Annotated in this window: 16 protein-coding genes and 1 pseudogene; 8 read left to right on the forward strand and 9 right to left on the reverse strand. The window is 42.3% G+C overall.

Going from position 1 to position 23976, the window contains the following annotated elements; genetic code table 11:
- Positions 1 to 498 precede the first annotated feature (498 nt).
- Positions 499 to 1614 (reverse strand): annotated as a pseudogene (locus LC091_RS14565) (DEAD/DEAH box helicase); the annotation flags it as partial.
- Positions 1615 to 1785: 171 nt separating this feature from the next.
- On the opposite strand from LC091_RS14565, the gene LC091_RS14570 reads away from it, so the two are divergent.
- Complete coding sequence (locus LC091_RS14570; RefSeq protein ID WP_226682764.1) at positions 1786 to 3312, forward strand: FAD-dependent oxidoreductase; 1527 nt, start codon at positions 1786 to 1788, stop codon at positions 3310 to 3312.
- 56 nt (positions 3313 to 3368) lie between these two features.
- Here LC091_RS14570 and LC091_RS14575 read toward each other — a convergent pair whose 3' ends face one another.
- Positions 3369 to 4655, reverse strand: a complete 1287-nt coding sequence (locus LC091_RS14575) for an ATP-binding protein (RefSeq protein ID WP_226682765.1) — start codon at positions 4653 to 4655, stop codon at positions 3369 to 3371.
- A 285-nt stretch (positions 4656 to 4940) separates the two neighbouring features.
- Between LC091_RS14575 and LC091_RS14580 the strand changes: the two genes are divergently transcribed.
- Positions 4941 to 5822, forward strand: coding sequence for an EAL domain-containing protein (locus tag LC091_RS14580; protein ID WP_226682766.1), 882 nt, complete (start codon positions 4941 to 4943; stop codon positions 5820 to 5822).
- A 57-nt stretch (positions 5823 to 5879) separates the two neighbouring features.
- Here LC091_RS14580 and LC091_RS14585 read toward each other — a convergent pair whose 3' ends face one another.
- The 3 genes from LC091_RS14585 to LC091_RS14595 form a co-directional block, all read right to left on the reverse strand.
- Positions 5880 to 7343, reverse strand: a complete 1464-nt coding sequence (locus tag LC091_RS14585) for an alanine/glycine:cation symporter family protein (RefSeq protein WP_226683083.1) — start codon at positions 7341 to 7343, stop codon at positions 5880 to 5882.
- Between the two features lie 268 nt (positions 7344 to 7611).
- Entirely contained in the window at positions 7612 to 9420 is a 1809-nt protein-coding gene (locus tag LC091_RS14590) for an ABC transporter ATP-binding protein (protein WP_226682767.1), read from the reverse strand.
- On the reverse strand, positions 9401 to 11143 hold the full coding sequence (locus LC091_RS14595) for an ABC transporter ATP-binding protein (RefSeq protein ID WP_226682768.1): 1743 nt from the start codon (positions 11141 to 11143) through the stop codon (positions 9401 to 9403). Before LC091_RS14595 ends, LC091_RS14590 begins: the two co-directional genes overlap by 20 nt.
- Before the next feature lie 608 nt (positions 11144 to 11751).
- Between LC091_RS14595 and LC091_RS14600 the strand changes: the two genes are divergently transcribed.
- Both LC091_RS14600 and LC091_RS14605 read left to right on the forward strand, forming a co-directional pair.
- On the forward strand, positions 11752 to 13242 hold the full coding sequence (locus LC091_RS14600; protein ID WP_226682769.1) for an amidase family protein: 1491 nt from the start codon (positions 11752 to 11754) through the stop codon (positions 13240 to 13242).
- Complete coding sequence (locus LC091_RS14605; protein WP_226682770.1) at positions 13239 to 14627, forward strand: dipeptidase; 1389 nt, start codon at positions 13239 to 13241, stop codon at positions 14625 to 14627. The genes LC091_RS14600 and LC091_RS14605 overlap by 4 nt, the downstream gene beginning before the upstream one ends.
- A 382-nt stretch (positions 14628 to 15009) precedes the next feature.
- Here the strand turns inward: LC091_RS14605 and LC091_RS14610 are convergent, their stop codons facing one another.
- The gene (locus LC091_RS14610; RefSeq protein WP_226682771.1) at positions 15010 to 16119 is read right to left on the reverse strand and encodes a D-TA family PLP-dependent enzyme; all 1110 of its coding nucleotides are present in this window, start codon (positions 16117 to 16119) and stop codon (positions 15010 to 15012) included.
- 138 nt (positions 16120 to 16257) lie between these two features.
- Here LC091_RS14610 and hpaB point away from each other — a divergent pair, with 138 nt between their 5' ends.
- The 3 genes from hpaB to LC091_RS14625 all read left to right on the forward strand — a co-directional run bounded on the left by hpaB (position 16258) and on the right by LC091_RS14625 (position 19019).
- On the forward strand, positions 16258 to 17703 hold the full coding sequence (hpaB, locus tag LC091_RS14615) for a 4-hydroxyphenylacetate 3-monooxygenase, oxygenase component (protein WP_226682772.1): 1446 nt from the start codon (positions 16258 to 16260) through the stop codon (positions 17701 to 17703).
- Between the two features lie 101 nt (positions 17704 to 17804).
- Positions 17805 to 18755, forward strand: a complete 951-nt coding sequence (locus LC091_RS14620) for a glycerophosphodiester phosphodiesterase (RefSeq protein ID WP_226682773.1) — start codon at positions 17805 to 17807, stop codon at positions 18753 to 18755.
- Between the two features lie 66 nt (positions 18756 to 18821).
- Entirely contained in the window at positions 18822 to 19019 is a 198-nt protein-coding gene (locus LC091_RS14625; protein WP_226682774.1) for a YwbE family protein, read from the forward strand.
- A 110-nt stretch (positions 19020 to 19129) separates the two neighbouring features.
- Here LC091_RS14625 and LC091_RS14630 read toward each other — a convergent pair whose 3' ends face one another.
- The 3 genes from LC091_RS14630 to LC091_RS14640 all read right to left on the reverse strand — a co-directional run bounded on the left by LC091_RS14630 (position 19130) and on the right by LC091_RS14640 (position 22334).
- Positions 19130 to 20338 carry an MFS transporter gene (locus tag LC091_RS14630; RefSeq protein WP_226682775.1) on the reverse strand — a complete coding sequence of 403 codons (1209 nt, stop codon included), beginning with the start codon at positions 20336 to 20338 and terminating at the stop codon, positions 19130 to 19132.
- A gap of 197 nt (positions 20339 to 20535) precedes the next feature.
- On the reverse strand, positions 20536 to 21912 hold the full coding sequence (locus LC091_RS14635) for an aldehyde dehydrogenase (protein ID WP_226683084.1): 1377 nt from the start codon (positions 21910 to 21912) through the stop codon (positions 20536 to 20538).
- A gap of 191 nt (positions 21913 to 22103) precedes the next feature.
- A complete protein-coding gene (locus LC091_RS14640) occupies positions 22104 to 22334 on the reverse strand; it encodes an excisionase family DNA-binding protein (RefSeq protein ID WP_226682776.1) in 231 nt (76 codons plus the stop codon).
- 197 nt (positions 22335 to 22531) lie between these two features.
- Between LC091_RS14640 and LC091_RS14645 the strand changes: the two genes are divergently transcribed.
- Positions 22532 to 23968 carry a carbon starvation CstA family protein gene (locus LC091_RS14645; protein ID WP_226682777.1) on the forward strand — a complete coding sequence of 479 codons (1437 nt, stop codon included), beginning with the start codon at positions 22532 to 22534 and terminating at the stop codon, positions 23966 to 23968.
- The last annotated feature ends 8 nt before the right edge of the window (positions 23969 to 23976 follow it).

The following is a 23976-nucleotide window of genomic DNA, read 5'->3' on the forward strand; positions in this document are numbered from 1 at the left end:
CTTTCTTGGTCATACCGATCATCCCCCCAGTTAGTTAAAATAATTTTAACAAGAAAAAAACTAAACTGCGAAGTAAAAGTCGTACGCTCTTTTACTTACACAGTTTAGTTTACAAGACCCCGAACCAAATTTCCGAACCAAAAATTTAGATATTTCTCTTAAAAAAACAGCATTTTTTCTTCCTTATGTCCTCAAAGACCTGGATAAGCCCGAATCTCCTAAAAACAACAAAAACCATCCCTGAATCGGAATGGTTCACTTAACAACTTAATCCTACATTTATTTTTTCTTAACTTGTTTCTTTAAACCGGGCTTTTTCGGCTTAGCCTTTCCTCCACCTTTGGAAGAACCACTAGCAACTTCAGCTTTAGCACCGGTCTTTTGTTGCCCGAAAGATCCCTTCGAACTACCAGCCTTTTTCTTCCCAACAAATGAACCTTTCGTTCCACGTCCGCCACCAGAACCAGGCTTTCCAGACTTCAGCTCATCTTCACTAACAAGCTTCCCGCCGAACACAACTCGCTTCTCCAGTTTCAAGCCAAGTTCACGCGCAAATTGCTTCAGTTTACGTTCTTCCCGTTCACTTACAATGGAAATGACAGTACCTTCCGCTCCTTGGCGGCCTGTTCTGCCAGAACGATGCACATAGCTTTCCACTTCTTCAGGTAAGTCGTAATGGATAACATGACTCAACTCTTTAATGTCGAGACCACGTGCTGCCACATCTGTAGCAAGAAGGACCGGATATTCATCTTTTCTAAAGTTTTTCATGGCATTCTCGCGTTCCTGTTTGGAGGATTCGGAATGCAAAAATCCAACATTTAATTGTTTATATAGTAGTTTTTCCGTCAGTACGGCAAGGTTTCCAATATCACGGACAAATGCCAGTGCTTTGATTCCAGGCTCACGGAGCAAATTAGCCAGGACATTCGCTTTGTCTCGCTGATCGACCACTGCGTACAAATGCTCTACACGTGCTGGTGGCAAGTCTTCTTTGGTGACCTTAATAACTAAAGGCTCCTTCAGCAAGTTAACTGCCTGTTTCTCCGTTTCTTCCTTCAAGGTAGCAGAGAACAATAGTAGTTGTCTTTCCTGCATAGAAGATTTAATGATGTTTTCAATGGTCTTTTTATGTTCTGGGACAAAAAGCTGATCTGCTTCATCCATAACAATGGTCTGTACTTCATGCATTTTTATTTTTTTCATCTGAATTAACTCTTGCAGGCGGCCAGGTGTCCCAACTAAAATATGCGGTTTCTTTTTCAGTTTTTCAAGTTGGCGTTTCACATTCGCTCCACCAATGAAAGACGCACCAGAGATATCGCTGCCTTCTGTCCACTTCTGGATCTGTTCAAAGATCTGCATGGCTAATTCTTTTGAGGGCGCTACAATTAACGCTTGTGGATGTTGTTTAGACAAGTCAATGCGTTCAATGATTGGCAACAAATAAGCCAACGTTTTCCCTGTTCCTGTTGGTGACTCGACAAGTACATCTTTCCCATCTAAAATAACCGGGATTGCCTTTTCTTGAACTGGAGTTGCAGCGGCAAATTCACTATTTTCCCAAAGCTTTTGTATAAAAGGTTGTAATGTATTTATAAAAGTTGTAGACATCGTTTTCTCCTTTATGACCCTCATACGGGGTTTTACGCTATTCTCCATTCTACCCTTTTTCCCTAGAGGTTCCAATAGAAATATCGTTGTCATTTTCGCTAAAAAGATACATGTTTTCCTCGCTTTTGGAAAAATTATGTATATATTTGTGCAACAGAGGAGGAAAAACTAATGGATCAATCAAATTTTAACGATCTTCCAAAAGGACCGGAAGCTTATTGGAGGGACTCTGCACCTCTTCCCTCTTTTCCTACATTAAATGAAAACAAAAAAACGGATGTATGTGTAGTCGGTGGCGGTATTACCGGAATAACGACTGCGTATCAACTTGCTAATGAAGGACTTAAGGTCATCCTTATTGATGCAGATCAAATTCTTAATGGCACTACAGGACATACAACAGCCAAAGTGACCGCTCAACACGGCCTAATTTACGATGAGTTCATTCAACATATAGGGCAGGAAAAGGCTAAACTCTATTACCAAGCAAACCAAGAAGGGCTTCATTTCATCAGAGACCTTGTGGACCTTAAGCGGATTCAATGTGATTTTAGTGAACAGAATGCCTATATTTACTCTCAAACAGAGCAGGATGACCAAAAGGTAATGAAAGAATTCGAGGCCTATCAAAAACTAGGAATCGATGGGGACTTAACGTATGACATACCTTTTACGCTGGAGACGAAATCTGTTGTCGTCATGAAAAACCAGGCTCAATTTCATCCGCTGCTATATTTGAAGGTATTAGTAGATGGTATTGTTGAAAAAGGCGGTGAAATTTATGAGCACACCGTTGCGACTGATGTGGAGGAGTCACGTGGATTATCGGTAGTGACGAAGAACGGAGCAAAGATTGAGTGCGAGTATATTGTTGCAGGCTCTCATTTTCCTTTTTACGATGGCAAGGGTTTCTTTTTTACAAGAATGCATGCGGAGCGATCTTATGTGCTTGCGGTAAAAACAGAAAAAGAACCGCCAGAGGGTATGTATTATAGTGCAGGCCAGCCTTCAAGGTCCTTGCGTTATGTGACGATTGACGGGGAAAAAGTTGCCTTGATTGGAGGAGACGGGCACCGGACAGGTCAAGGGAAAGATACCTTGAAACACTACGAAGCGTTGAAAAGTTTTGGCGAAGAAGTGCTTGGGATCAAGGAAATTCTGTATCGTTGGTCCGCTCAAGACTTATATACGCTAGACAATGTCCCTTATATAGGACGCATCACATCTGGGCATCCTAATATTTTCGTTGCGACAGGCTATCGGAAGTGGGGAATGACGAACGGCACAGCTGCAGCACTGCTCTTACAGGATTTAATTCTTGGCAGGAAGAACACATATGAAGACCTGTTTTCACCTTCCCGCTTTGTTGCGGACCCTAGTCTGAAAAAATTCATCAGCTCTAATATGAATGTAGCGGGACATCTCATTGAAGGCAAACTTGATCGACCTTCGAAAAAACCTGAAGACCTTGGTCTGGATGAAGGCGGAGTCGTGATGATTAACGGTCGACGTGCAGGAGCCTACAAGAATGACAAGGGAGAAGTCTACTGCGTGGACACGACCTGTACGCATCTTGGTTGTGAAGTCGAATGGAACCACGGTGATCGAAGCTGGGATTGTCCTTGCCACGGCTCACGCTTCTCCATCCATGGCGATGTGTTGGAAGGGCCAGCAGATAAACCGTTAGAGAAATTGTAAAAGAAATAACATAAGAAAGAGACTGCCAAAATTTATTGACAGTCTCTTTTCTTTTATTACCCCACAACCGATTCCTTCCTCACTTGTTCCTCCTGCCTCACTGGCGGAAATGAAATCTTCACTTCAGTTCCTTTTCCAAGTTCACTCGAGTAAACTACCTTTCCATTCATTGAATCGATAATCCTCATTGAAACCGTCGTGCCAAGACCTGTCCCCTTATCCTTAGTCGTATAGAATAAAGTACCAATGCGAGACACCTGCTCCTTGGTCATTCCTTTTCCGGTATCTTTAATGAGAATCTGAATGCCAGATGCGTTGGAAAACAATTTTATGTAGACTCTGCCATCTTGAGGAGTCGCTTCAATGGCATTTTTTAAAATGTTGATAAGTGCTTGTTTGAATTGATTTTTATCGGTTTCCATAAACACGTTTTTCTCAAGATAACTTTCAAGATGAATGCCTTCTTTGACTGCTAATGGATTTAACAGCATTTTTACATCACTCAATAGTTCTCCAAGATCCACTTTTTCAATTTTTTTGAACTCTGGTTTTGCAAAATTGAGATAATCATTGATGATGGACTCTGCTCTTGCCAGTTCACTTAGAACGAGCCCGAAATACTGAAAATTTTTCCCTTTGTCTTCTCTGTGCATGAGTTGAAGAAATCCCTTTACAACAGTTAGCGGGTTTCTGACTTCATGAGCAATGGACGCCGCAAGTTCACCTAATGTGTTTAGCTTTTCTGCACGCCTGATTTCCTGCTTCATGAGCTCCCTTTCAAGGACCGCTTCATGTAAGGTAGAGGCGAAACCGACACCTACTACTTGAATTAATCCAAACAGCAAAATGTATAATAGTAGATTTGGTCCTTCATTCGCAGCGGGCGAACTGATAAGATAAGCAATTAAGATTGCGAGCATGACAAAGTTCGGCCATAACCCTACAAGCACTGCAAAACCAATCCTTTTCTTCTTCGTTTGAATTTTACTAAACCGTCTTAACATTAAGAACGGAATGGCTGCTGCTACAAGTCCGCTAACATAGCCAAATGCCAAAGCATCGCCACCAAGATAGGTTCTTGTTCCAAGAATGGCAGCGAGCACAATTAACCCGGCCTTTGGTCCGCCATAAAGGATGGCAAGAACTAATGGTATGTATCGCAAGTCCCAATAAAGACCATAATCATAGAATGCAAACAGTAAACACAGGCTTGCAGAAAGCCCTTGCAGGATTCCAATAAAATATGGTGATTGACCAAACCTCTTATTTTCGGAAACAACATAATAAATCAGCACCGGTGCTAAAATAATCAATACATGTAAAAGTAGTTTTTCCGCCAACATTCAAGCCCCGCCCCTAACCATAACTTCTAATTTCTATCGTATAGTTATGTTTCGACAACATTAGAGAAAACCCTTGTACAATCCGTCAAAAAATGTATCTATTCTACTATTTCCCTTCTGTTCGAACCTATTTTTCAACATTTCACGCTAAAAACTTCTTCCGACAATAAATTAATAGTAAAATTATCCTATCTATTAAATGAGGTGATTTCATTGCACTGTACGGATTGTGGAATACCGGACCATATTGGACGTTTTGGTAAACTTTTTATTAAAAGAGAACAAATGCATGAGGAATTTGAATATCAATCGTTTGAAGAATTAGAGCAGTTACTGATCAACATTGATAGCTCTGATATTTTGGTGAAAACATCTTCTCAACGAGGCTTTTATTCACCAAATCAATTGTTGAACCTGATGAAAAATCATGATTTGTTAGAATTGATTACATCCAACTCCTTTTCAACTCACTTTCAGCCAATTATAGACTTACAGAAAAATGATGAAATTTTTGCCTACGAGTGCTTGTTACGCCCTCATTTCAATGGTCAATCTGTTCCACCTTTTAAACTATTCGAATTCGCCCGTGAAACAAATCTACATAACTATTTAGATCAAAAGGCTCGCGAAAGCTCTATCGTTTCCGGAAGTAACCAACAGATTCCTTCCCACATAAAATTATTTATCAATTTCTTACCATCTTCCATTTACAATCCGGAATATTGTTTGCAACATACATTCAAGATAGTGCGTGAAAATAACATCTCACCCGATCAGCTCGTATTTGAAGTGGTGGAATCAGAAAAAATTCACGATATCGATCATCTTGAATCCATTTTCAAAACATACAAGAAATCTGGGATGCAAGTGGCACTCGATGATGTCGGAGCAGGATATTCAACCTTGGCAGTCCTCGAAAAGCTACAACCCGATTTTGTTAAAATAGACCGGGACTATATATCTCACTGTGATACGGTACTAGAAAAACAACTTTTCTTAAAAAGTGTCCTAAATGTCGCCACCAAATTAAACATTAAAGTGCTTGCAGAAGGAATTGAAAGAATAGAAGAACTTCAATTTTGCCGAGACATCGGAATACATTATGGCCAAGGTTATTATATTGGAAAACCAAGTCCGAAAGTTTTGACACCAATCATGTCAGTCTAGGAGTGACAAAAAGCCCTCACCATAAAAATATTGGTGAGGGCTTTTTGATTTCTGTTATCAGGATGCTTTTTCATCATCCTTCTTATATTCTTTTGTCCAGAACTCCGCATTTTTAATACCCAATTTCTCAGGATTAAAGGTCGGATCTAATCCTTGCTTTCTTTGCTCATCATAGTCTTTTAATACTGCCAGTGCAGGTTTCGCCAACAATAACAGCGCAATCAAATTGAGCCATACCATTAAACCAAGTCCAATATCTCCTAAATTCCATGCTACTTGTGTTGTTCTGACAACCCCAAAGTAAGTTGCACCTAAAAGAACGACCTTCAAGATGAACATTGGAATCTTATTGCTTCTTCCACGAACCAAATATGCAACATTCGTTTCCGCAATATAGTAATAAGCCATTATAGTTGTAAAAGCGAAGAATAATAAAGCAATTCCTACAAAACCTGCACCAAACCCAGGCAAGACTGACTCAACGGCAGCCTGTGTATATTCCGCTCCTGCCTCTACTCCTGCACCAAGGTTGTTGACAAGGAATTGTCCCTCGTTTGCTGGATCTACCACATTAAACGATCCTGTGAATAGAATCATGAATGCAGTTGCAGAGCAAACAAGAAGGGTATCAATATAGATGGAGAATGCTTGAACTAACCCTTGCTTTGCAGGATGCGAAACCTCAGCAGCCGCTGCTGCGTGTGGCCCAGTACCTTGACCTGCTTCATTGGAAAAGATACCACGTTTAACACCCCATGCGATAGCTGCCCCAATGATTCCACCAAATGCGGAATCAAAACCAAAAGCACTGGAGAAAATCAAACTGAATACTGCCGGTAACTCTGTAATATTCATAGCAATGATTCCTAAAGCTACTAACATATATGCTACTGCCATGAAAGGAACGACAAGTTGAGCAACAGAGGCAATACGTTTAACTCCACCAAAAATGATTAATCCGATAACAATAACCAATCCAATAGCAATTACTTGCTTATTAATTCCAAAAGCATTATTCAATCCTGTCCCAATCGCATTAGCCTGCAAGCCTGGCATTAATAAGCTCATCGCTAACAGTGCTGCAGATGCGAATACAATTCCATACCATTTCCAGCCAATACCTTTTTCTATGTAATAAGCCGGACCGCCTCGGTATTCTCCATCTTGTTTTGATTTGTATACCTGAGCCAGCGCTGATTCAACAAATGCACTCGCCGCTCCAATAAATGCGATCGTCCACATCCAAAAAACCGCTCCTGGGCCTCCCATCGCAATAGCAGTTGCTGTACCAGCGATATTACCGGTTCCTACACGTCCAGATAATGAAATGGATAATGCCTGAAAAGAAGAAACCCCTGCCTTCGACGATTTTCCGGAGAATATTTGCTTTACCATATCCCCAAATAATCTTACTTGTACAAACTTTGTCAAAATGGTAAATAACAATCCGACTCCCAAACAGAAAACAATCATAGGTGTGCTCCAAAGAAGACTTACTAAACCACCAATCGGATCTTGCATAAATGCATCCAAATTGTAATCCCCCTTTAACTTATTTGTAATATTTAGAATTTTCATTCTGTACTGCATTATAAATCATATTCGGGAAATAGACAATACATGTCTCCATCATCATGTGCTCTAATTTGACAAGAACCTTTATATAGCGACGTATTTCCTGGGAAAAAATAAATGATTTTTTCAATATAGTGCAGAAATATTGCAAAAAAGCACCTGACCATTCATGGTAGCTTGCCATGAATGGCCAGGTGCTTAGCTCATTTCCTTATCACACTACTTCTTTTTTCAACTGACTCGTAAACAATTCATAATAGAAGCCTTGTTCTGTCAGCAGTTCATCGTGAGACCCTTTTTCGATAATTTCTCCTTCTTTCAGGACAAGAATCTGATCGGCATTTTGAATGGTATTTAATCGGTGGGCAATGACAAAGCTAGTTCTGCCCTCCATTAATCGTTGAAGCGCTTCTTGAATTTTCATCTCCGTGATGGTATCAATACTACTAGTTGCTTCATCAAGAACCAAGATGGTTGGGTTTGCTAAGACCGCACGTGCAATGGACAGTAACTGCTTCTGCCCCTGACTGATCCCGCTTCCGTCCTGCTTCAAATAAAAATCATAGCCTCCCGGTAATTTTCTAATAAAAGAATGTGCATTGGCCATCTTTGCCGCTTCCTCCACTTCCGTGTCCGTAGCGTTCAGCCTTCCATAGCGGATATTCTCGCGAACCGTACCTTCAAAAAGAAACGAGTCCTGTAAAACAAATGCCATATGTTTTCGTAAATTCGAACGTTTAATCCTATTTATAGGGTGGCCATCTAATAGAATACTGCCACAATCTAGGTCATAAAAACGCGAAATCAGATTAATGACTGTTGTCTTACCTGCACCCGTTGGACCAACGAACGCAACTGTTTCCCCGGCATCAACATGGAAGCTAATATTCCGAATGGTCGTGTCATCGTCTTCATAAGAGAAGGAAGCATCCCTAAATTCCACTTCTCCTCTTACCGTTTCCAGTTCTATTGCTTCTGTTTCATCACTTTCTTCCTCTTCTTCATCCAACACATCAAACACACGTTCGGCACCTGCTACAGCAGATAATAAAGTATTAAACTGGTTGGCAAGATCGTTTAACGGGCGCGTGAATTGTCTGGAGTATTCAGCAAAAATGACTATTACTCCAATTGTAATTCCAGATTGCGTGTTCAATGCCAATATCCCTCCAACACCTGCGATGATGGCAAAACTTAAGTTATTCAACATATTCATAAGCTTTGGAATAAACCCTGAATATGTCTGAGCCCAGTATGCGGACTTCTTCAGTTTTAAACTCTTTTCGGTAAACTCCTCCATCACCTTGTCTTCTTGGGAGAATGTTTTCACTATTCTTTGACCAGAAATGGTCTCTTCAATATAGCCATTTAACTCACCCAAGTTCTTTTGGGTTTGCTTGAACAAGGGACCTGTCCGGTTGGTGATCCACCTTAAACCAAAGAACATGACCGGTACGATGATTAGCGTAATGCCTGTCAGCAAAGGACTTAGATAAAGCATGACAGATACAGTCCCAACTAAGGTCAAGATACTGGAGAAAATCTGAATGACGGAACTGTTTAATGTGGAACTGACATTTTCCATATCATTGGTCACACGGCTCATCAACTCCCCGTGCTGCCTTTTATCAAAATAAGGGATCGGCAACTTGTGTAAATGCTCAAACAGCTGTGTCCTCATCTTCAAGACGGTATTTTGAGCTATCCCCACCATCCAGTAGTTTTGCAGCCACATGGAAAGCGAGTAGAAAATATAGATGAAAACCAACCCTATTAAAACGTTTAAAAGTCCAGATGTATTTTGCTCCACGACATAGTTATCAATTGCCATTCCGACAATAAAAGGTCCCAATAGTCCTAAGGCGGAGCTGACAACGACCATTAGCATGACGAGCATTAACAAACCTTTATTTTCACCTAAGTATCGCCAAACTCGTTTAATCGTCCCTTTCCAGTCCTTGGCTTTCGGCTTGGGGCTGGCTTTACTTGCGACGGCGGCACTGCTACTTATACGCTTGGACATGTTCTGCCACCTCCGTTCCAAATTGCGACTGATAGATTTTCTGGTAAAGTTCCGAGGTTGCCAGCAGCTTCTCATGGCTTCCCTCTTCTAGTAGCCTTCCGTCTTCAATCAATAAGATTTTATCTGCTTCCATCGCCGTACTTACCTTCTGCGTCACAATGAACATGGTACATTGGTATTTTTTAATGCCCGAAAGCAACTTCGCTTCTGTCTTTAGATCAAGTGCGCTTGTACTGTCATCCAGCATGAGAATCTTCGGTTTCCTTACGAGCGCGCGAGCAATGGATAGACGTTGTTTTTGCCCTCCGGAGAGATTGACACCTTTTTGCCCGAGAACTGTTTCGTATTTTTTCGGCAAGCGATCGATGGTGTCGTGAATTTGTGCATCCTTCGCTACCTGAATGATTTCTTCTAAAGTTGCATCTTCTTTCCCCCAGGCGATATTCTCTTTTACCGTTCCAGAAAAGAGAAGCGCTTCCTGTGGCACATAGCCAATTTGTTTTCTTAGCTTTTTTAGAGACAAATCGGTCAGATCTTTCCCGTCTACACGGATGACTCCCTTATCCACATCGTAAAGTCTAGGTATCAATTGAAACAAGGATGATTTCCCAGCACCTGTAGCTCCCATAATGGCAACAGTCGTTCCTGCTTCGGCACGAAAGCTGATGTCCTCCAGAACCGGAATGTCTGTATTCGGATAACGGAAAGATACACTGTCAAATTCGATTCCTCCTTGAAGGAATGTTGCTTCTTTATCCACATCTACCTTATCCACCAAATCAATTTCCTCATCGAGCACATCCGTTATCCTGTGAGCTGAAGCTTTCGCACGGGCAAATGCCATGATGATAAAGGAAAAGATAGAAAGTGCTCCGGTGATTCTTGTTGCATAGTTCACGATTGCGACAACTTCCCCAACCTGCGCTCCCCCATTTGAGACACCTATCGTACCAAACCAAAGGACTGCAAGGATACTTCCGTTCATGATTAATAGAAGGATCGGCATGGTGATTTCCATTAGGCGAAGTGCAGAAACCGTTTGGTCCTTCAACTCCTCGCTTGCATGACCGAACCGTTCTATTTCATGTTTTTTGCGCAGAAAAGCTTTAATTAAGCGAATGCCACCAAGGTTTTCCCTCATGACATTGTTTACACCATCAAGCTTTTCCTGAACAGTTTTGAAAAGCGCTCCACCCTTTTTCATTACCCATACAAGAAATAGAAAAAGGACCGGCACGCCAATAACAAGAAATAGAGCAAGCTGCCAATTTACAATCAACGCCATGATTACCCCTCCTACCACCAGAAGCGGTGCGCGGAGCATAATGCGTAAACTCATAAAGACAGTATTTTGAATTTGTGTGACATCATTGGTCATTCTAGTGATGAGAGAGGAAGTTGGAAACAGACTGAAGTTCGCAAAGGAAAACGACTGTATTTTTCCGAATAACCCTCTTCTAATGTCGAATCCAAAACTTTGACTGACATGAGCAGCAAAAAAGGAGTTGGTAACCCCTGCAGCAAATGCGATAAAGGAGAACAGCACCATGATGCCTCCCCATTTTATGACCGCATCCAAGTCTCCTGTCAGGATTCCCTCATCAATTACTTTAGCCATCAGCAACGGATGCAAAAGCTCCACAACGAGCTCTGTCAGCATAAGGAGTAAGGCAATTGTGACGGCCAGCTTATACGGTTTTAAGTATGAAAAAATTCTCCCCATTATACGTGATCCTCCAAACCTTTCACTATGTTTAGTCTGCGTTGAAACGAGAAAATCTATTTTGAACGCATATGATATTTCGTTTGGCGAAACGAATATCTTGAAATTTATATATTATCTTATTATCATACCTTTATTACTATGTTTTTTAAATAGTTTGAATTATTATTATTGGTAGGATGTTGAAAAAGTTTGTTTTAACTTCCTGCAGATTTGCGCTCCAGGTGTTCGCTTATCCAGAGGGACGATGCTTGAGCATCCTCGGCTTTGCCATGGCCAATGAAAAAGTCTTTGACTTTAGATTTTGATAAGATACCGCTGTTGATTTCCGCAAACGGCTCCGCTTTCCACGGGGCGACCTTGAGCCTCCTCGGGCTATGCCCTGCGGGGTCTCAACATTGTCGCTACTCCCCCGTAGGAGTCTCCGCCTATTGCTCCAATCAACAGCTATAAATTATCCAAAAGATAGGTTATTGGGTTTTTCAGTGGCCTCGGCTTTGCCTGTGGGGTCTCAACCTATCGTTGCTCCCCCTCTGGAGTCTCACACCTTGCACTTCAATCTACAGGAGATACTACTTTATCATAAAATTATATAGGAGGTTTTTTGGATGAACCACCCGAAACTCTCTGGGCTTGTGGATGATTGGTTGCCGAATGCGACGATTGAGGAGCTGCAAGCGGCGATGGAAAATGGCGAAGTTACTTCAAAAGAATTAGTTCTCATGTATCTTCACCGCATAAGTAAGTATGATAAAAACGGTCCAAAATTAAATGCAGTTCTTGAGGTTAATCCTGATGCCGTATTTATTGCCGAAGCCCTTGATCTAGAAAGAGACCAGTCCGGTGCACGCGGGCCTCTTCATGGCATTCCCATCCTTTTAAAAGATAATATCGATACAGGCGATATGATGCATACAAGCGCAGGATCTCTTGCTTTGGAACATCATGTGGCAGCAGAAGATTCCGCCGTGGCAAGTCAGCTTAGGAAAGCTGGTGCGGTCATCCTCGGCAAAACCAATATGACGGAATGGGCTAATTTCATGACGGAAAAGATGCCAAATGGTTACAGCTCCAGAGGTGGACAAGTTCTTAACCCATATGGTCCAGGACAATTTGATGTTGGTGGGTCAAGCAGTGGTTCCGGCACTGCGGTTGCAGCTGGCCTCGCAGCTGCGGCTATCGGTACGGAGACTTCCGGGTCCATTTTAAGTCCTGCAAGTTCCAATTCCATTGTGGGGATCAAGCCAACTGTTGGCCTCATCAGTCGCAGGGGCATCATCCCAATCTCATTCAGTCAAGATACAGCCGGACCTATGACAAAATCAGTCACAGATGCCGCTATCCTTCTAAGCGCAATGACCGAGACAGATGAAAAGGATATTGCCACCAAAACAAATCCAACCCCAGGTATATCCTACACTTCCTTCCTATTAAAAGAAGGACTTAACGGGATGAGGATTGGAGTGGCCCGTGATCCTTATTTCACATATTTTTCTGATGAGGAAGCCCTTCTGATGGAAGAAGCAATTGCCAGCCTCAGAGAACAAGGAGCAGAAGTAATCGGATCCATTGACATTCCTTTTGCAAAAGAAGAATGGGATTATCACACGTTGTTTTATGAATTTAAACCAAGTCTGAACACCTACTTAAGGAATACCTCTTCAACTGTACCGATTAAGAGCTTGCAAGATTTAATTGCTTTTAACAAGAAAGACTCATCCACTATGCTCAAGCATAATCAGACTGTCCTTGAAGAAAGTGACAAACACAGTGGAACATTAACGGAAGAAGAATATCTATCAAGTCGTGAAAAAGATCTCTACCGTTCTCGGGAAGGGGGATTGGATGCCGTAATGGAAGAACACACCCTTGATGCAATTCTGACACCTAACAACTTTGGTGCCGGCATTCCAGCCAAAGCAGGTTATCCTTCCATCACTGTTCCTGCCGGCTATACGGAACAGGGCAAACCAGTTGGGGTGACATTTACTGCCAGAGCGTTTGAAGAAAGCACCCTCATCCAGATCGCTTATGGATATGAACAAGCAACAAAACTTCGGAAAGCACCAACACTTCAAAAGACGGAGGTAAAATCATGACAACTGCAACCATTACTTCTTATCTAACAGAGCATCGAGAAAAACATCTAGAGGAATTAAAAGATCTTTTGGCGATTCCAAGTGTGAGCGCCTTACCAGCACACAATGCAGATACGTTACAGGCTGCGGAATGGATGTCAGAGTCTTTGCGAAAGCTTGGCATGGAAAATGTGGCCCTACACCCGACAAAAGGGCACCCCATTGTATATGGTGATTGGCTTCACGCCGGTGAGGACAAGCCCACCGTTTTAATTTATGGACATTATGATGTTCAACCAGTTGATCCCCTTCATTTATGGGATACCCCGCCTTTTGAACCGGCAATCCGTGATGAGCGCATTTATGCACGCGGTGCTAGTGATGACAAGGGGCAGACGTTTATGCACATTAAAGCGTTGGAGGCGGTTCTTGCAACAACTGGCACATTGCCCTTTAACTTTAAATTCTGTATTGAAGGCGAGGAAGAAGTCGGCAGTCCCAATTTGCCGGCATTTATTGAGAAAAATAAAGAATTGCTTGCTGCGGATGTGGTTGTTGTGTCAGACACATCTATGATTGAAGAAGACAAACCGACCATTTGCTATGGGCTACGCGGAATGTGTGGTTTCCAGCTGGATATTAAAGGACCAAAACGTGATCTTCACTCCGGGCTTTACGGTGGTGCTGTTGCAAATCCGATTCACGCGGTCGTAGAGTTGCTGGCTTCTTTTCACGATGGGGATGGTGTGGTGACAGTCGATGGGTTTTACGACAAGGTTGTCCCTTTAACTGCGGAAGAGAAAGCAGCTTTTGAAGCGATTGGTTTTGATGAAGCTGTAGTAAAAGAAGAAGTCGGGGTTCAAGAGTTTTATGGAGAAAAAGGATATAGCTTTTATGAGCGCACATGGGTCCGTCCGACACTTGAAATAAACGGCGTGTACGGCGGGTTCCAAGGAGATGGAATCAAAACAGTTCTTCCATCTGAAGTACATGCAAAAATTACATGCCGCCTCGTACCAGATCAGGACCCTGATGAAATTCTGGCCTTATTGCAGGAGCATGTTACGATGCATAAACCTACTGGAGTTGAAGTTACTGTTTCCCTTTTCGACAAAGGAGCTCCATTTGTGACTCCATTCAATCACCCTGCTATCCAAGCAGCAAGTCGTGCCTTTGAAAAAGTATGGGAAGTTCCGACCACATTTACACGTGGAGGTGGTTCCTTGCCAATCGTTTCAACATTGGATGAAGTCCTGCAAGCTCCTATCGTTTTAATGGGCTTTGGGTTGCCTTCTGACAATGTGCATGCACCGAATGAAAACTTCAAGTTGAAGAATTTTGATAAAGGGCTGTTGACGCTTTGTGCGTATTGGGAGGAGTTAGCAGCGGCGTTGGATGTGGAGTGACGGTCAAGGCCACAATAGATTAGGTGTACCATGTTGAATTTTGAGTCTCTTTGTTGGCTTTAGCTAAATGTCCGAAGTTTTCGGGAAATTGACCGAAGTTTTTTCAAAGTTGACCAAAGATTTTGCGAAGTTGACCGAAGTTTTCCTAAAGTTGACCAAACGAAAATTTAAAATGACCGAACAGCTCTCCTTTCTTGTCCGAAGGGAGAGCTTTTTTGACCGAACCTATTAAAAAGAAGCAGTTTAAATGTCCGAAGTACACCCAAAAGTGTCCGAAACATTTTAAACCGCAACCCCAAAAACATCTATTTTCCTTAAAAACTAGCATATTTTAGACCTAAATACCGTCCACACCAAACATCCTACGATCATAAACCGCCACCTATTTCCGCATCCCCCGCGCATCCACCTTCCATCTATCCACAACCTGCTCGCCTTCTACAACCACATACTCATCAAACATATTAGCCACTGTACAAGCATGATTGGGAATAATGCGCACTTTATCATTCAAGCTCAAACCACAATCACTTTCAAAGACCGCCACTCCGTGCTCCTCCGACAGCCTCTCTATTGTCAATTCTGGATGATCTACCACAAAGCCAAACCCTTTCACTGAGTCCAAGCCATGTGCACCTTTATCCAAACACAACGTTTTACTCCCTGTATCCAAAACAACTCTCCCATCATACACCCCCACGACAGATGCCAAAACAGTTAATGCACACTCTGTCTTGTCTGCAACGCCCAGACCAACTTGAATGCTGTCAAAGAAGACCGCGTTTCCGGGACGAACTTCTGTAATTCCATCCACTTGACCTGAAATCTGATAAGTCGGGGTAGACCCAACGCTTCTTACCAGGATCGGAATGCCCGCTTTTTCACACGCTTCTGCACTTTTAATTACCGCATCTGCTTCAGCAAAAGCGCTGCGCTCAAGCTCTTCTTGCCCCTTTGCACCATAGGAGTGGCCTGCATGGGTGAAGATACCCCCAACGCGAAGCCGGGATAACAAAAGGATGGCTTGTGCTAGCTTAACAGCATCCTCGCCAGGCTCCACCCCACAACGGTTCAGACCAGAATTCACTTTAATCCAGACTTCCAACGTGTGCCTTGTTTTTTCTAGTGCCTTTTGAAGCAGCTTCACTTGTTCCAAGTTGTCCACCGTTACTTTCAAATCCACCCCTTGATCTAAAAGACCAATGATTCGCTCTATTTTTGCAGGATTTGAAACCGGATATGCCACTAGAATATCTTTGATACCTGCGGCGGCCATCACTTCTGCCTCTTCCAGCTTTGCAGTCGTAATGCCAAGTGCGCCATGCTCTAACTGAAGTTTGGCAATCTCGACGGATTTATGGGTTTTAATATGCGGCCGCAAATTCACATTATTTCTTTTAGCGAATTCGCTCATCTGAAGGATATTTTTCAGTAAAATCCCTTTGTCCAAAAGTAATGTAGGCGTATCAAGTTCCTTCCAGTCCTGCTTCATTTTTTCTCCCTCCAGACCATCTTTTCCTCACTATACCACGCCATGAGTGCCGTTCAAAATTTGATGAAGCCTGATAGTAAATCAGACAATCCTATATGCATACATTGAAAGAAGTAATCTGGGCAAAGGGTGAGAAGCATGGGAATAATAAACGGCAAACAGTATCTCGACCGGATCAACTCGCTTCATGCAAATGTTTGGCATAACGGACAGCAGGTCACAGGGAATATTTCGGAGCACCCAGCTTTCTCTGGTGTAATGAGAAGTCAAGCTGCGCTGTTTGATATGCAAAACGAAGAAAAACACAAAGACATAATGACATTCAAATCCGATACAACAGGAAGCTTGATCGGGACCTCTTATCTTCGGCCGACAACTAAAGAAGATTTAGAGAAAAGAAGAAAGATGGTTCAGGTTTGGGCAAAATCGACTTTTGGAATGATGGGGCGTTCCCCTGACTATAAAAATTCTACCTTGATGGCACTTGCCTCCTCTGCAGATCTATTGGAGGAACAAGGTCCACAGTTTCCACAGAACCTTAAAAATTTTTACGAGTATGCCAGGGAAAATGATCTTTCTTTTACTCATACATTCATTTCTCCACAAGTAAATCGCTCTTCTTTTCATTATGAAGACGATGAGAACATTGTGGCAGCACGGATGGTAGATAAGACATCAGAAGGAATTATCATAAAAGGTGCACGGCTATTAGCTACCCAAGGGGGGATTACCGATGAGATCATCATCTCATCTTCTGGACTAAAAATGTTTGAAGAGCCATTCGCCTATGCTTTCAGTATCCCAAGTAATACAGATGGATTGAAATTTATCTGCCGGGAATCGTTTTCCTATGACTCTTCCTCTTTTAACCATCCTCTTGGGTCAAGGTTTGAAGAGATGGACGCGATTGTAGTGCTCGATAACGTTTTGGTGCCGTGGGAGAGAGTATTTGTTTCGGAGAATATTGATGTCGCCAATAAACTGTATTCGATCAGTAACTTCAAACCACTTGTCACCCATCAGGTGGTGTCGAGGCAAGTAATGAAAGCTGAATTCATTTTAGGAATTGCACAACTTTTGGTCAACACCATTTCGATAGGTGAGTATGGGCATGTAAAAGAAAAAATCAGCGAGATCATCATTGCTGTTGAAAATCACAAAGCCTTACTCCTCGCTTCTGAATTGAACGCCAAACTGGATAAGCACGGTACCATGGTTCCAGATGTTACACCTCTTTCTGTTGCTATCGTACAATTTCCTAAAGTGTATCCAAGATTCATCGAGATTCTGCAGTTGCTCGGCGCTAGCGGCCTGGTCTCTATCCCAACGGAGGCTGACCTCGAGTCACCAATAAGAGCTGACATTGACCAATACCTACAGTCAGCAACGACTGATGCAAAAAGCCGCATCCAGCTGTTCCGTTTAGCATGGGATATAAGCATGAGCGCCTTCGGATCCCGCCAAACGCTTTACGAACGCTTCTTCTTTGGCTGTCCAACGCGCTTGGCCATGGGACTCTACCAAGAGTACAACAGAAAAGAATTAGTAGATGACGTTGCGCGGGAATTAGGGTTCTTAAAATAGAAAGGTAGCCGAAAAATTATGGCTACCCTCTTTTTTTATTTTCTAACTATTCTATAATTTAATTATGAGTAGATGACAAGAGAAAGAGGGTACGTTCACAAATGGCGGAGATTATCATCCCTTCAAAAAAGAAAACCCGGAAGAAAAGGAAAGTTTGGATAGCCCTTGGCACTATTGCCGGTACGCTTGGCACGTTAGGCCTCATCTTCACTTTTTCCCCCATTAACAAACAAGCAACAAAACCTTTTTTCGAAAATGAAGGCGTTCCGCTAGTCATTGCCCACCAAGGCGGAGAGCATCTCGCACCTTCCAATACGATGATAGCTTTTGAGCAAGCAGCGGAAATGGGGGTTGATGTACTGGAAACAGATATACATATTACAAAAGACGGGCACATCGTTGCCATCCATGACCCCACTGTCGATCGCACAACAAACGGACAAGGTGCCGTTGCAGAGCTGACCTTAGAGGAAATAAAAGAATTAGATGCAGGCTATCATTTCATTGATCTTGAAGGCAAAAACAGTTTTCGCGGAAAGGGAGTCATCATCCCTACGGTAGAAGAAATGTTTCAAGCCTTCCCAAATACGAGAATTGAAATAGAGATTAAAGACACCAATCCTCCTGAAAGGTACGAGGAGATTGCAAGAAAGCTTTGGGAGTTAACGGTGGAGTATAACAGAGAAGACACCCTGCTTGTCGCTTCTTTCGACCAGGAAATTCTCGAGACATTTAATAGCTTTACAGATGGCAAGGTAGCGCTTGTTGGTGGCAGACAGGAGATTACTAGATTTGTCCTTCTTCACAAGTTATTTGTCCGCAACCTCTATAAGCCTGAAGTAGATGCATTTCAAGTACCATTACAAGAAAGTATTTTTGATTTGACGAATCAGAGGCTGATCCTGGATGCGCAAAGAAGCGGCGTACAGATGCACTACTGGACCATTGATGATAAGGAGACCATGCGATATTTGCTAGAAAGAGGGGCAGATGGAATTCTGACAAACCGCCCGGATCTATTGCTTGAAGTGAGAAAGGATATGGGGTACTAGGAATGAGGGAGCTTGGTTATGTTATAATAAAATACTAGTATAAATAGAAACGTGAGGCTTTAAAAAATGAACGGACAAAAACGATCCGATATCACTATCGGTCAAGCTGTAAAGATTGTACTCAAACAAGATCAACGCACAGGCAAACTAACAAGCGGGATCGTCAAAGACATCCTAACCAAATCCCCCAACCACCCCCACGGCATCAAAGTCCGCCTCCAAGACGGACAAGTCGGCAGGGTCAAAGAAATAGAAAAAGCGTAACCTTCCATTGACGGACGGTTACGCTTTTTCTTTATCCATTTAAAGGAGTGAGGGTCAGACCCCTCTTCACCTCTCTACCACTTTAACGCACAGCGGGTCAGACCCCTTATTTATGCCCCTTCCCTCATTTCTTCAAGCACTGTTCGTTTTCTGCGTTTGCCTTCGGTCCAGGCGAAGAGCATGGCGAGGAGCATAAAGGTGCTGGAGATTTGGAAGAGGGCGGCGGTTTGCACGAATTGTGCTAGGAGTCCAAAGATGATTCCACTTAGTCCAATCCCTAGGTCGATGGAAGAGAAGAACATGCCGTTTGCCACTCCACGACGGTTTTCAGGCGTCATAGATAAGGTCCATGACTGTAAGGTCGGAATTAAGGAACCGAAACCTACCCCAAACAGCGCACCAGCTATCACGATAAACAAGTTGGAGTGTGCAAAGGAAAGGACCCACATACCGACAAAGGACAAGAACATGCACATTAAAACCAAGCCCCTCGGGCCATGGTTATCAAACCATTTCCCTGCAACCGGACGAGATAATGACGCCATGATCGCATTGACAAGATAGAAAAGAAAGATCTGGTCTATCCCGCGTTCTTCGCCAAATATCACGATAAACGTCACAATCGATCCGTAGCCAAACGTCGCAATCAATGTGATAAATGCAGGATACCAGCTGCTCTTTTCTACTAGCGAACCGAAATAGGAAAACTTGAGGTCCTCTTTCTTCGTCTTTTCCACGATAGCAGGCGTCTGATAATGAACCATACCTAATAGCACAAGCGCTATAACTCCAAGTACCGCACTTACCATAATCAAGTTAGAGAACTCTGTTACTTGATAAAGATAGATCCCTAAGCTTGGTGCGATAATCATTCCGATTGTAATGGATAATCCGTAATATCCCATCCCTTCACCAAGACGGGAACGGGGAATAACATCTACCGCTGCGGTTCCATTCACCGTAGTCGACCAGCCCCATGCAAGACCATGGACAAGGCGGAACAACAGAAATACCAGCACGATCTGCGACAATGGGTAGATGATCGTCACAGCAAGCAACGCAACCGCACCGATCAACACAAGCGGTTTACGTGCCCGGTACTCTAACATAAAACCGATAAATGGCCTACTCAACACAGCACCAATGGAGAACAAGGCAGTTACCAATCCAATTTCGAACCCCGTTGCTCCCAGCGACTTAACGTATGGAGGCAATGTTGGGATCAGCATCTGAAACGACATGAACACAAACAAGTTTCCTACCATCAACATGATGAACGATTTCGTCCATAGCACTTCTTTTTTTTGAATCGGTACCATTCTTACACTCTCCCACTATAAAAAGACGCCCTTTAAGATATAAGTCCACATAAATAAGAAAATGAATCTCCACGACCGAAGATTCATTTCCCTAAAAAGGCTGCGTCTGCTATATATATTTCGTCTATCTAAATATTAACACAGACGACGTATAAAAGAAATGTAAAGAACTTCCTCACCATCAAAAATTCAAGCTCTTATTTCATAAATTTTTTCAGCATCTTAATGCTTTTATCGGAATACGGCGGGTAAAGAAAACTTAAGTTGAACTTAGTACTCTTTTTCATCACACTTTTTTTATGGGAAAAAGTATCAAAGCTGTCTTTCCCATGATAAGAACCGATTCCTGATGTTCCTACTCCACCAAATGGCAGGTATGGATTGGTCAAATGCGTGACCGTATCATTCACACATCCCCCGCCAAAAGAAGTGCTTCCGATAACCTCTTCTGCCACCTCATCATCCTCTGTAAACACATACAATGCGAGCGGCTTTGGATAGTTATTAACCTGCTTTACGGCATCCTTTATGTCTTTAAAAGAAAGAACGGGTAAAATTGGACCAAATATCTCATCTTGCATCACGTTATCTTCCCAAGTTACCCCATCCATCACTGTCGGTTCCATATATAACGATTCCCGATCGTAGCGTCCTCCAGCGACCACTTTTTCCTGCTCTAATAAAGAAACAAGGCGATCAAATTGACGTTCATTCACCACACGCCCGTAATCCTTGCTTTCTTGTGGATTGTCTCCATAAAAATCATGAATCGTTTTTTTCAATGCTTTTACCAGCTTCTCTCGAACATCTTCATGCACAAGAATATAATCAGGTGCCACACACGTTTGGCCGGCATTCATGAATTTCCCCCAAGCGATTCGTTGTGCCGCCACCTCAATATTGGCATCTTTATGGACGATACAAGGACTTTTGCCTCCAAGCTCGAGTGTTACCGGAACAAGCCGCTTAGCCGCAGCCTGCATCACGATTTTGCCGACCTGTACGCTTCCCGTAAAAAAGATATAATCAAATGGCGCATGGATAAGGGCGGATGTTTCCTCTTTCGCTCCCTCCACCACACTGATGTATTCTTCGTTGAAAAATTCCCGTATCATTTTTGTAAGCACACCAGAGACTGTCGGCGTGAATTCCGAAGGCTTGATCACAGCGCAGTTTCCTGCAGAAATAGCACCGATTAGAGGCTCTAATACTAACTGAGCAGGGTAATTGAAAGGCCCGACAATCAATACAGTCCCGTAAGGCTGTGAATAGATTAGACTTTTGGAACCAGTATGAACGAGCGGTGTTTTCACCTTTTTCACTTTAGCCCAGTTCTTTAAATTTTTCATGAAAAATCCGATGCTATCAAGAATATACCCAACCTCTGAACCGTATGCCTCGAAGATGGATTTCCCAAGGTCTTTTTTCAAAGCATCTGTAAGTTCCTCTTCATATTTTTGAACTGCCTTCTTTAAGGTCGCCAGCTGTTCCAAACGAAAATCAATGTTCTTTGTTTCTCCTTTTTCGAAATAACTTCTATGATTCGCAAGTAGTTTTTCTACCTTTTCGTTTATATCAGTCGTTGTGAATGTCATACAAGATCCCTCCTGTTTTCCCATTTTCAAATTATGTTATTTCTATTGTCTTACAAATAGAATGAATTAGACAAGTTTTTAACTGCTATTACGTTTAAAAGTTTAAACACTTAATAATAAACAGTCAAGTAATATAGAAAAAGCACCCTTACCAGGTGCTTTCTCCTCCATTAATCCTCATCTTTAATATCAATATCCTCAGGAATCGGTTCACTTCTTACTTCTTCTATCAACTCTTTATATTTCTCCATCTGTTTCATGTGCGTCGTAAATTGTTCTTTGTTGATCATATAGTCGGTTCCATCATATAATGCTCTAATTTTCTTTTCTTGAATAAGTTGTTTTATATAAGACTCTGAACAGGATAAATATTCGGCTGTCTCTTTTACGGATAAGTACATCTTGACACTTCCTTTTAATATATCTGTTTTTAATTGTATGTGAATTTCTCGTGTAAAACAACAAAGCTCTATATTCCGACATGAAAACGGTCTATTTTACAAAAAAATTATTTTTTTCAGAATAATCTGTTGTTTTTCCGCTTAAACGTGATAAAATGTTTGAAATTGTAATTTTCACACAACAGGAGGAGAGCAACATGATCACTTTTTTCGGTGCACTTATTTTTCTAGTTCTAGGTTATGTTTTTTATTCTAAATTCGTTGAACGGGTTTTCGTTATTAATGATCAGACCCCAACTCCTGCCTATACGAAAAGGGATGATTTCGACTTTGTTCCGATGCCTTGGTGGAAGGGGAATTTAATTCAACTATTAAATATTGCTGGATTGGGTCCAATCTACGGTGCCATCCTTGGGGCACTATATGGGCCTGTTGCTTTTATTTGGATTGTGGTAGGAAGTATTTTTGCCGGAGCAGTCCATGATTATTTTTCCGGTATGTTATCCCTACGTCATAACGGTGCGCAATATCCGACCATCGTTGGAAAATATCTTGGCAATGTAGTGAAGTCTTGTATTTATGTGGTATCTCTAGTATTAATGGTCTTAGTCGCTGCAGCCTTTACCGCGGGACCTGCCCAATTAATCGCCCAATTAACACCACTTAGCTTCATGATGGCCTTACTCTTAATTTTCGGGTATTTTTTATTGGCTACTCTATTACCAGTCAATCGAGTAATCGGTAAAATATATCCATTACTTGGGGCAATCCTGCTTTTCATGGCAGTTGCCATTGCCGTTGCACTTTTATTTACGGACAAACAAATTCCGAACCTGACATTTGCAAACTTACACCCTCAGGAACTGCCAATCTGGCCATTATTGATGGTTACGATCTCTTGCGGAGCCATTTCCGGCTTTCATTGTACACAAAGTCCTATTGTTGCTTGCACGATGAAAAAGGAATCTCATGGTCGCAAAATTTTCTATGGTGCCATGATTACAGAGGGAATGATCGCACTCGTTTGGGCAGCTGCCGGGATGACCTTCTTCAATGGTACTGGGGGACTGCAAGAAGCACTTGCCCTAGGCGGCCCATCTTATGTTGTGAATGAAATCTCCATTTCTTTACTAGGTACACTAGGTGGAATTCTTGCTATCTTAGGCGTTATCATTCTTCCGATTACAACAGGAGATACCGCACTTCGCTCTTCCAGAATGATTTTAACGGAAGTATTCTCGAAGTTTTTCAATATGGAAGGAAAGGTAAAAGTTCTACTAGTAACCTTGTTGCTGGCTGCACCTGCCCTTTACCTTGCTACCATCGACTATACATTCCTTTGGAGATATGTCGGATGGACAAATCAACTTGTTGCCACTGTAATGCTATGGACAGCGGCTATGTATCTTCTAAAAGAAAATAAATTTCACTGGATTGCAAGCGTTCCGGCGTTATTCATGTCAGGAGTTGTCTGTACGTATATCTTCTACGCACCAGAAGGTTTTGGATTGGAGTATAACACTTCTTTACTTATAGGTTCCGTCTTAACCTTCGTGGTACTTGGATGGTTTGTCAGTCAAATGTGGAAACATCGTAACATCAAGTCTAGCAGTGAAGAAAAGCGTGTAGCTTAATACTGGAA

Source organism: Sutcliffiella horikoshii, from assembly GCF_020524325.1.
Classification (GTDB): Bacteria; Bacillota; Bacilli; order Bacillales; family Bacillaceae_I; genus Sutcliffiella_A; species Sutcliffiella_A horikoshii_D.

Bases quoted from the DNA above. Each gene is read 5' to 3' on its own strand.
- LC091_RS14570 (WP_226682764.1), top strand. From the start codon at position 1,786: ATGGATCAATCAAATTTTAACGATCTTCCAAAAGGACCGGAAGCTTAT.
- LC091_RS14575 (WP_226682765.1), bottom strand. From the start codon at position 4,655: ATGTTGGCGGAAAAACTACTTTTACATGTATTGATTATTTTAGCACCG.
- LC091_RS14580 (WP_226682766.1), top strand. From the start codon at position 4,941: ATGCATGAGGAATTTGAATATCAATCGTTTGAAGAATTAGAGCAGTTA.
- LC091_RS14585 (WP_226683083.1), bottom strand. From the start codon at position 7,343: ATGCAAGATCCGATTGGTGGTTTAGTAAGTCTTCTTTGGAGCACACCT.
- LC091_RS14590 (WP_226682767.1), bottom strand. From the start codon at position 9,420: ATGTCCAAGCGTATAAGTAGCAGTGCCGCCGTCGCAAGTAAAGCCAGC.
- LC091_RS14595 (WP_226682768.1), bottom strand. From the start codon at position 11,143: ATGGGGAGAATTTTTTCATACTTAAAACCGTATAAGCTGGCCGTCACA.
- LC091_RS14600 (WP_226682769.1), top strand. From the start codon at position 11,752: ATGAACCACCCGAAACTCTCTGGGCTTGTGGATGATTGGTTGCCGAAT.
- LC091_RS14605 (WP_226682770.1), top strand. From the start codon at position 13,239: ATGACAACTGCAACCATTACTTCTTATCTAACAGAGCATCGAGAAAAA.
- LC091_RS14610 (WP_226682771.1), bottom strand. From the start codon at position 16,119: ATGAAGCAGGACTGGAAGGAACTTGATACGCCTACATTACTTTTGGAC.
- hpaB (WP_226682772.1), top strand. From the start codon at position 16,258: ATGGGAATAATAAACGGCAAACAGTATCTCGACCGGATCAACTCGCTT.
- LC091_RS14620 (WP_226682773.1), top strand. From the start codon at position 17,805: ATGGCGGAGATTATCATCCCTTCAAAAAAGAAAACCCGGAAGAAAAGG.
- LC091_RS14625 (WP_226682774.1), top strand. From the start codon at position 18,822: ATGAACGGACAAAAACGATCCGATATCACTATCGGTCAAGCTGTAAAG.
- LC091_RS14630 (WP_226682775.1), bottom strand. From the start codon at position 20,338: ATGGTACCGATTCAAAAAAAAGAAGTGCTATGGACGAAATCGTTCATC.
- LC091_RS14640 (WP_226682776.1), bottom strand. From the start codon at position 22,334: ATGTACTTATCCGTAAAAGAGACAGCCGAATATTTATCCTGTTCAGAG.
- LC091_RS14645 (WP_226682777.1), top strand. From the start codon at position 22,532: ATGATCACTTTTTTCGGTGCACTTATTTTTCTAGTTCTAGGTTATGTT.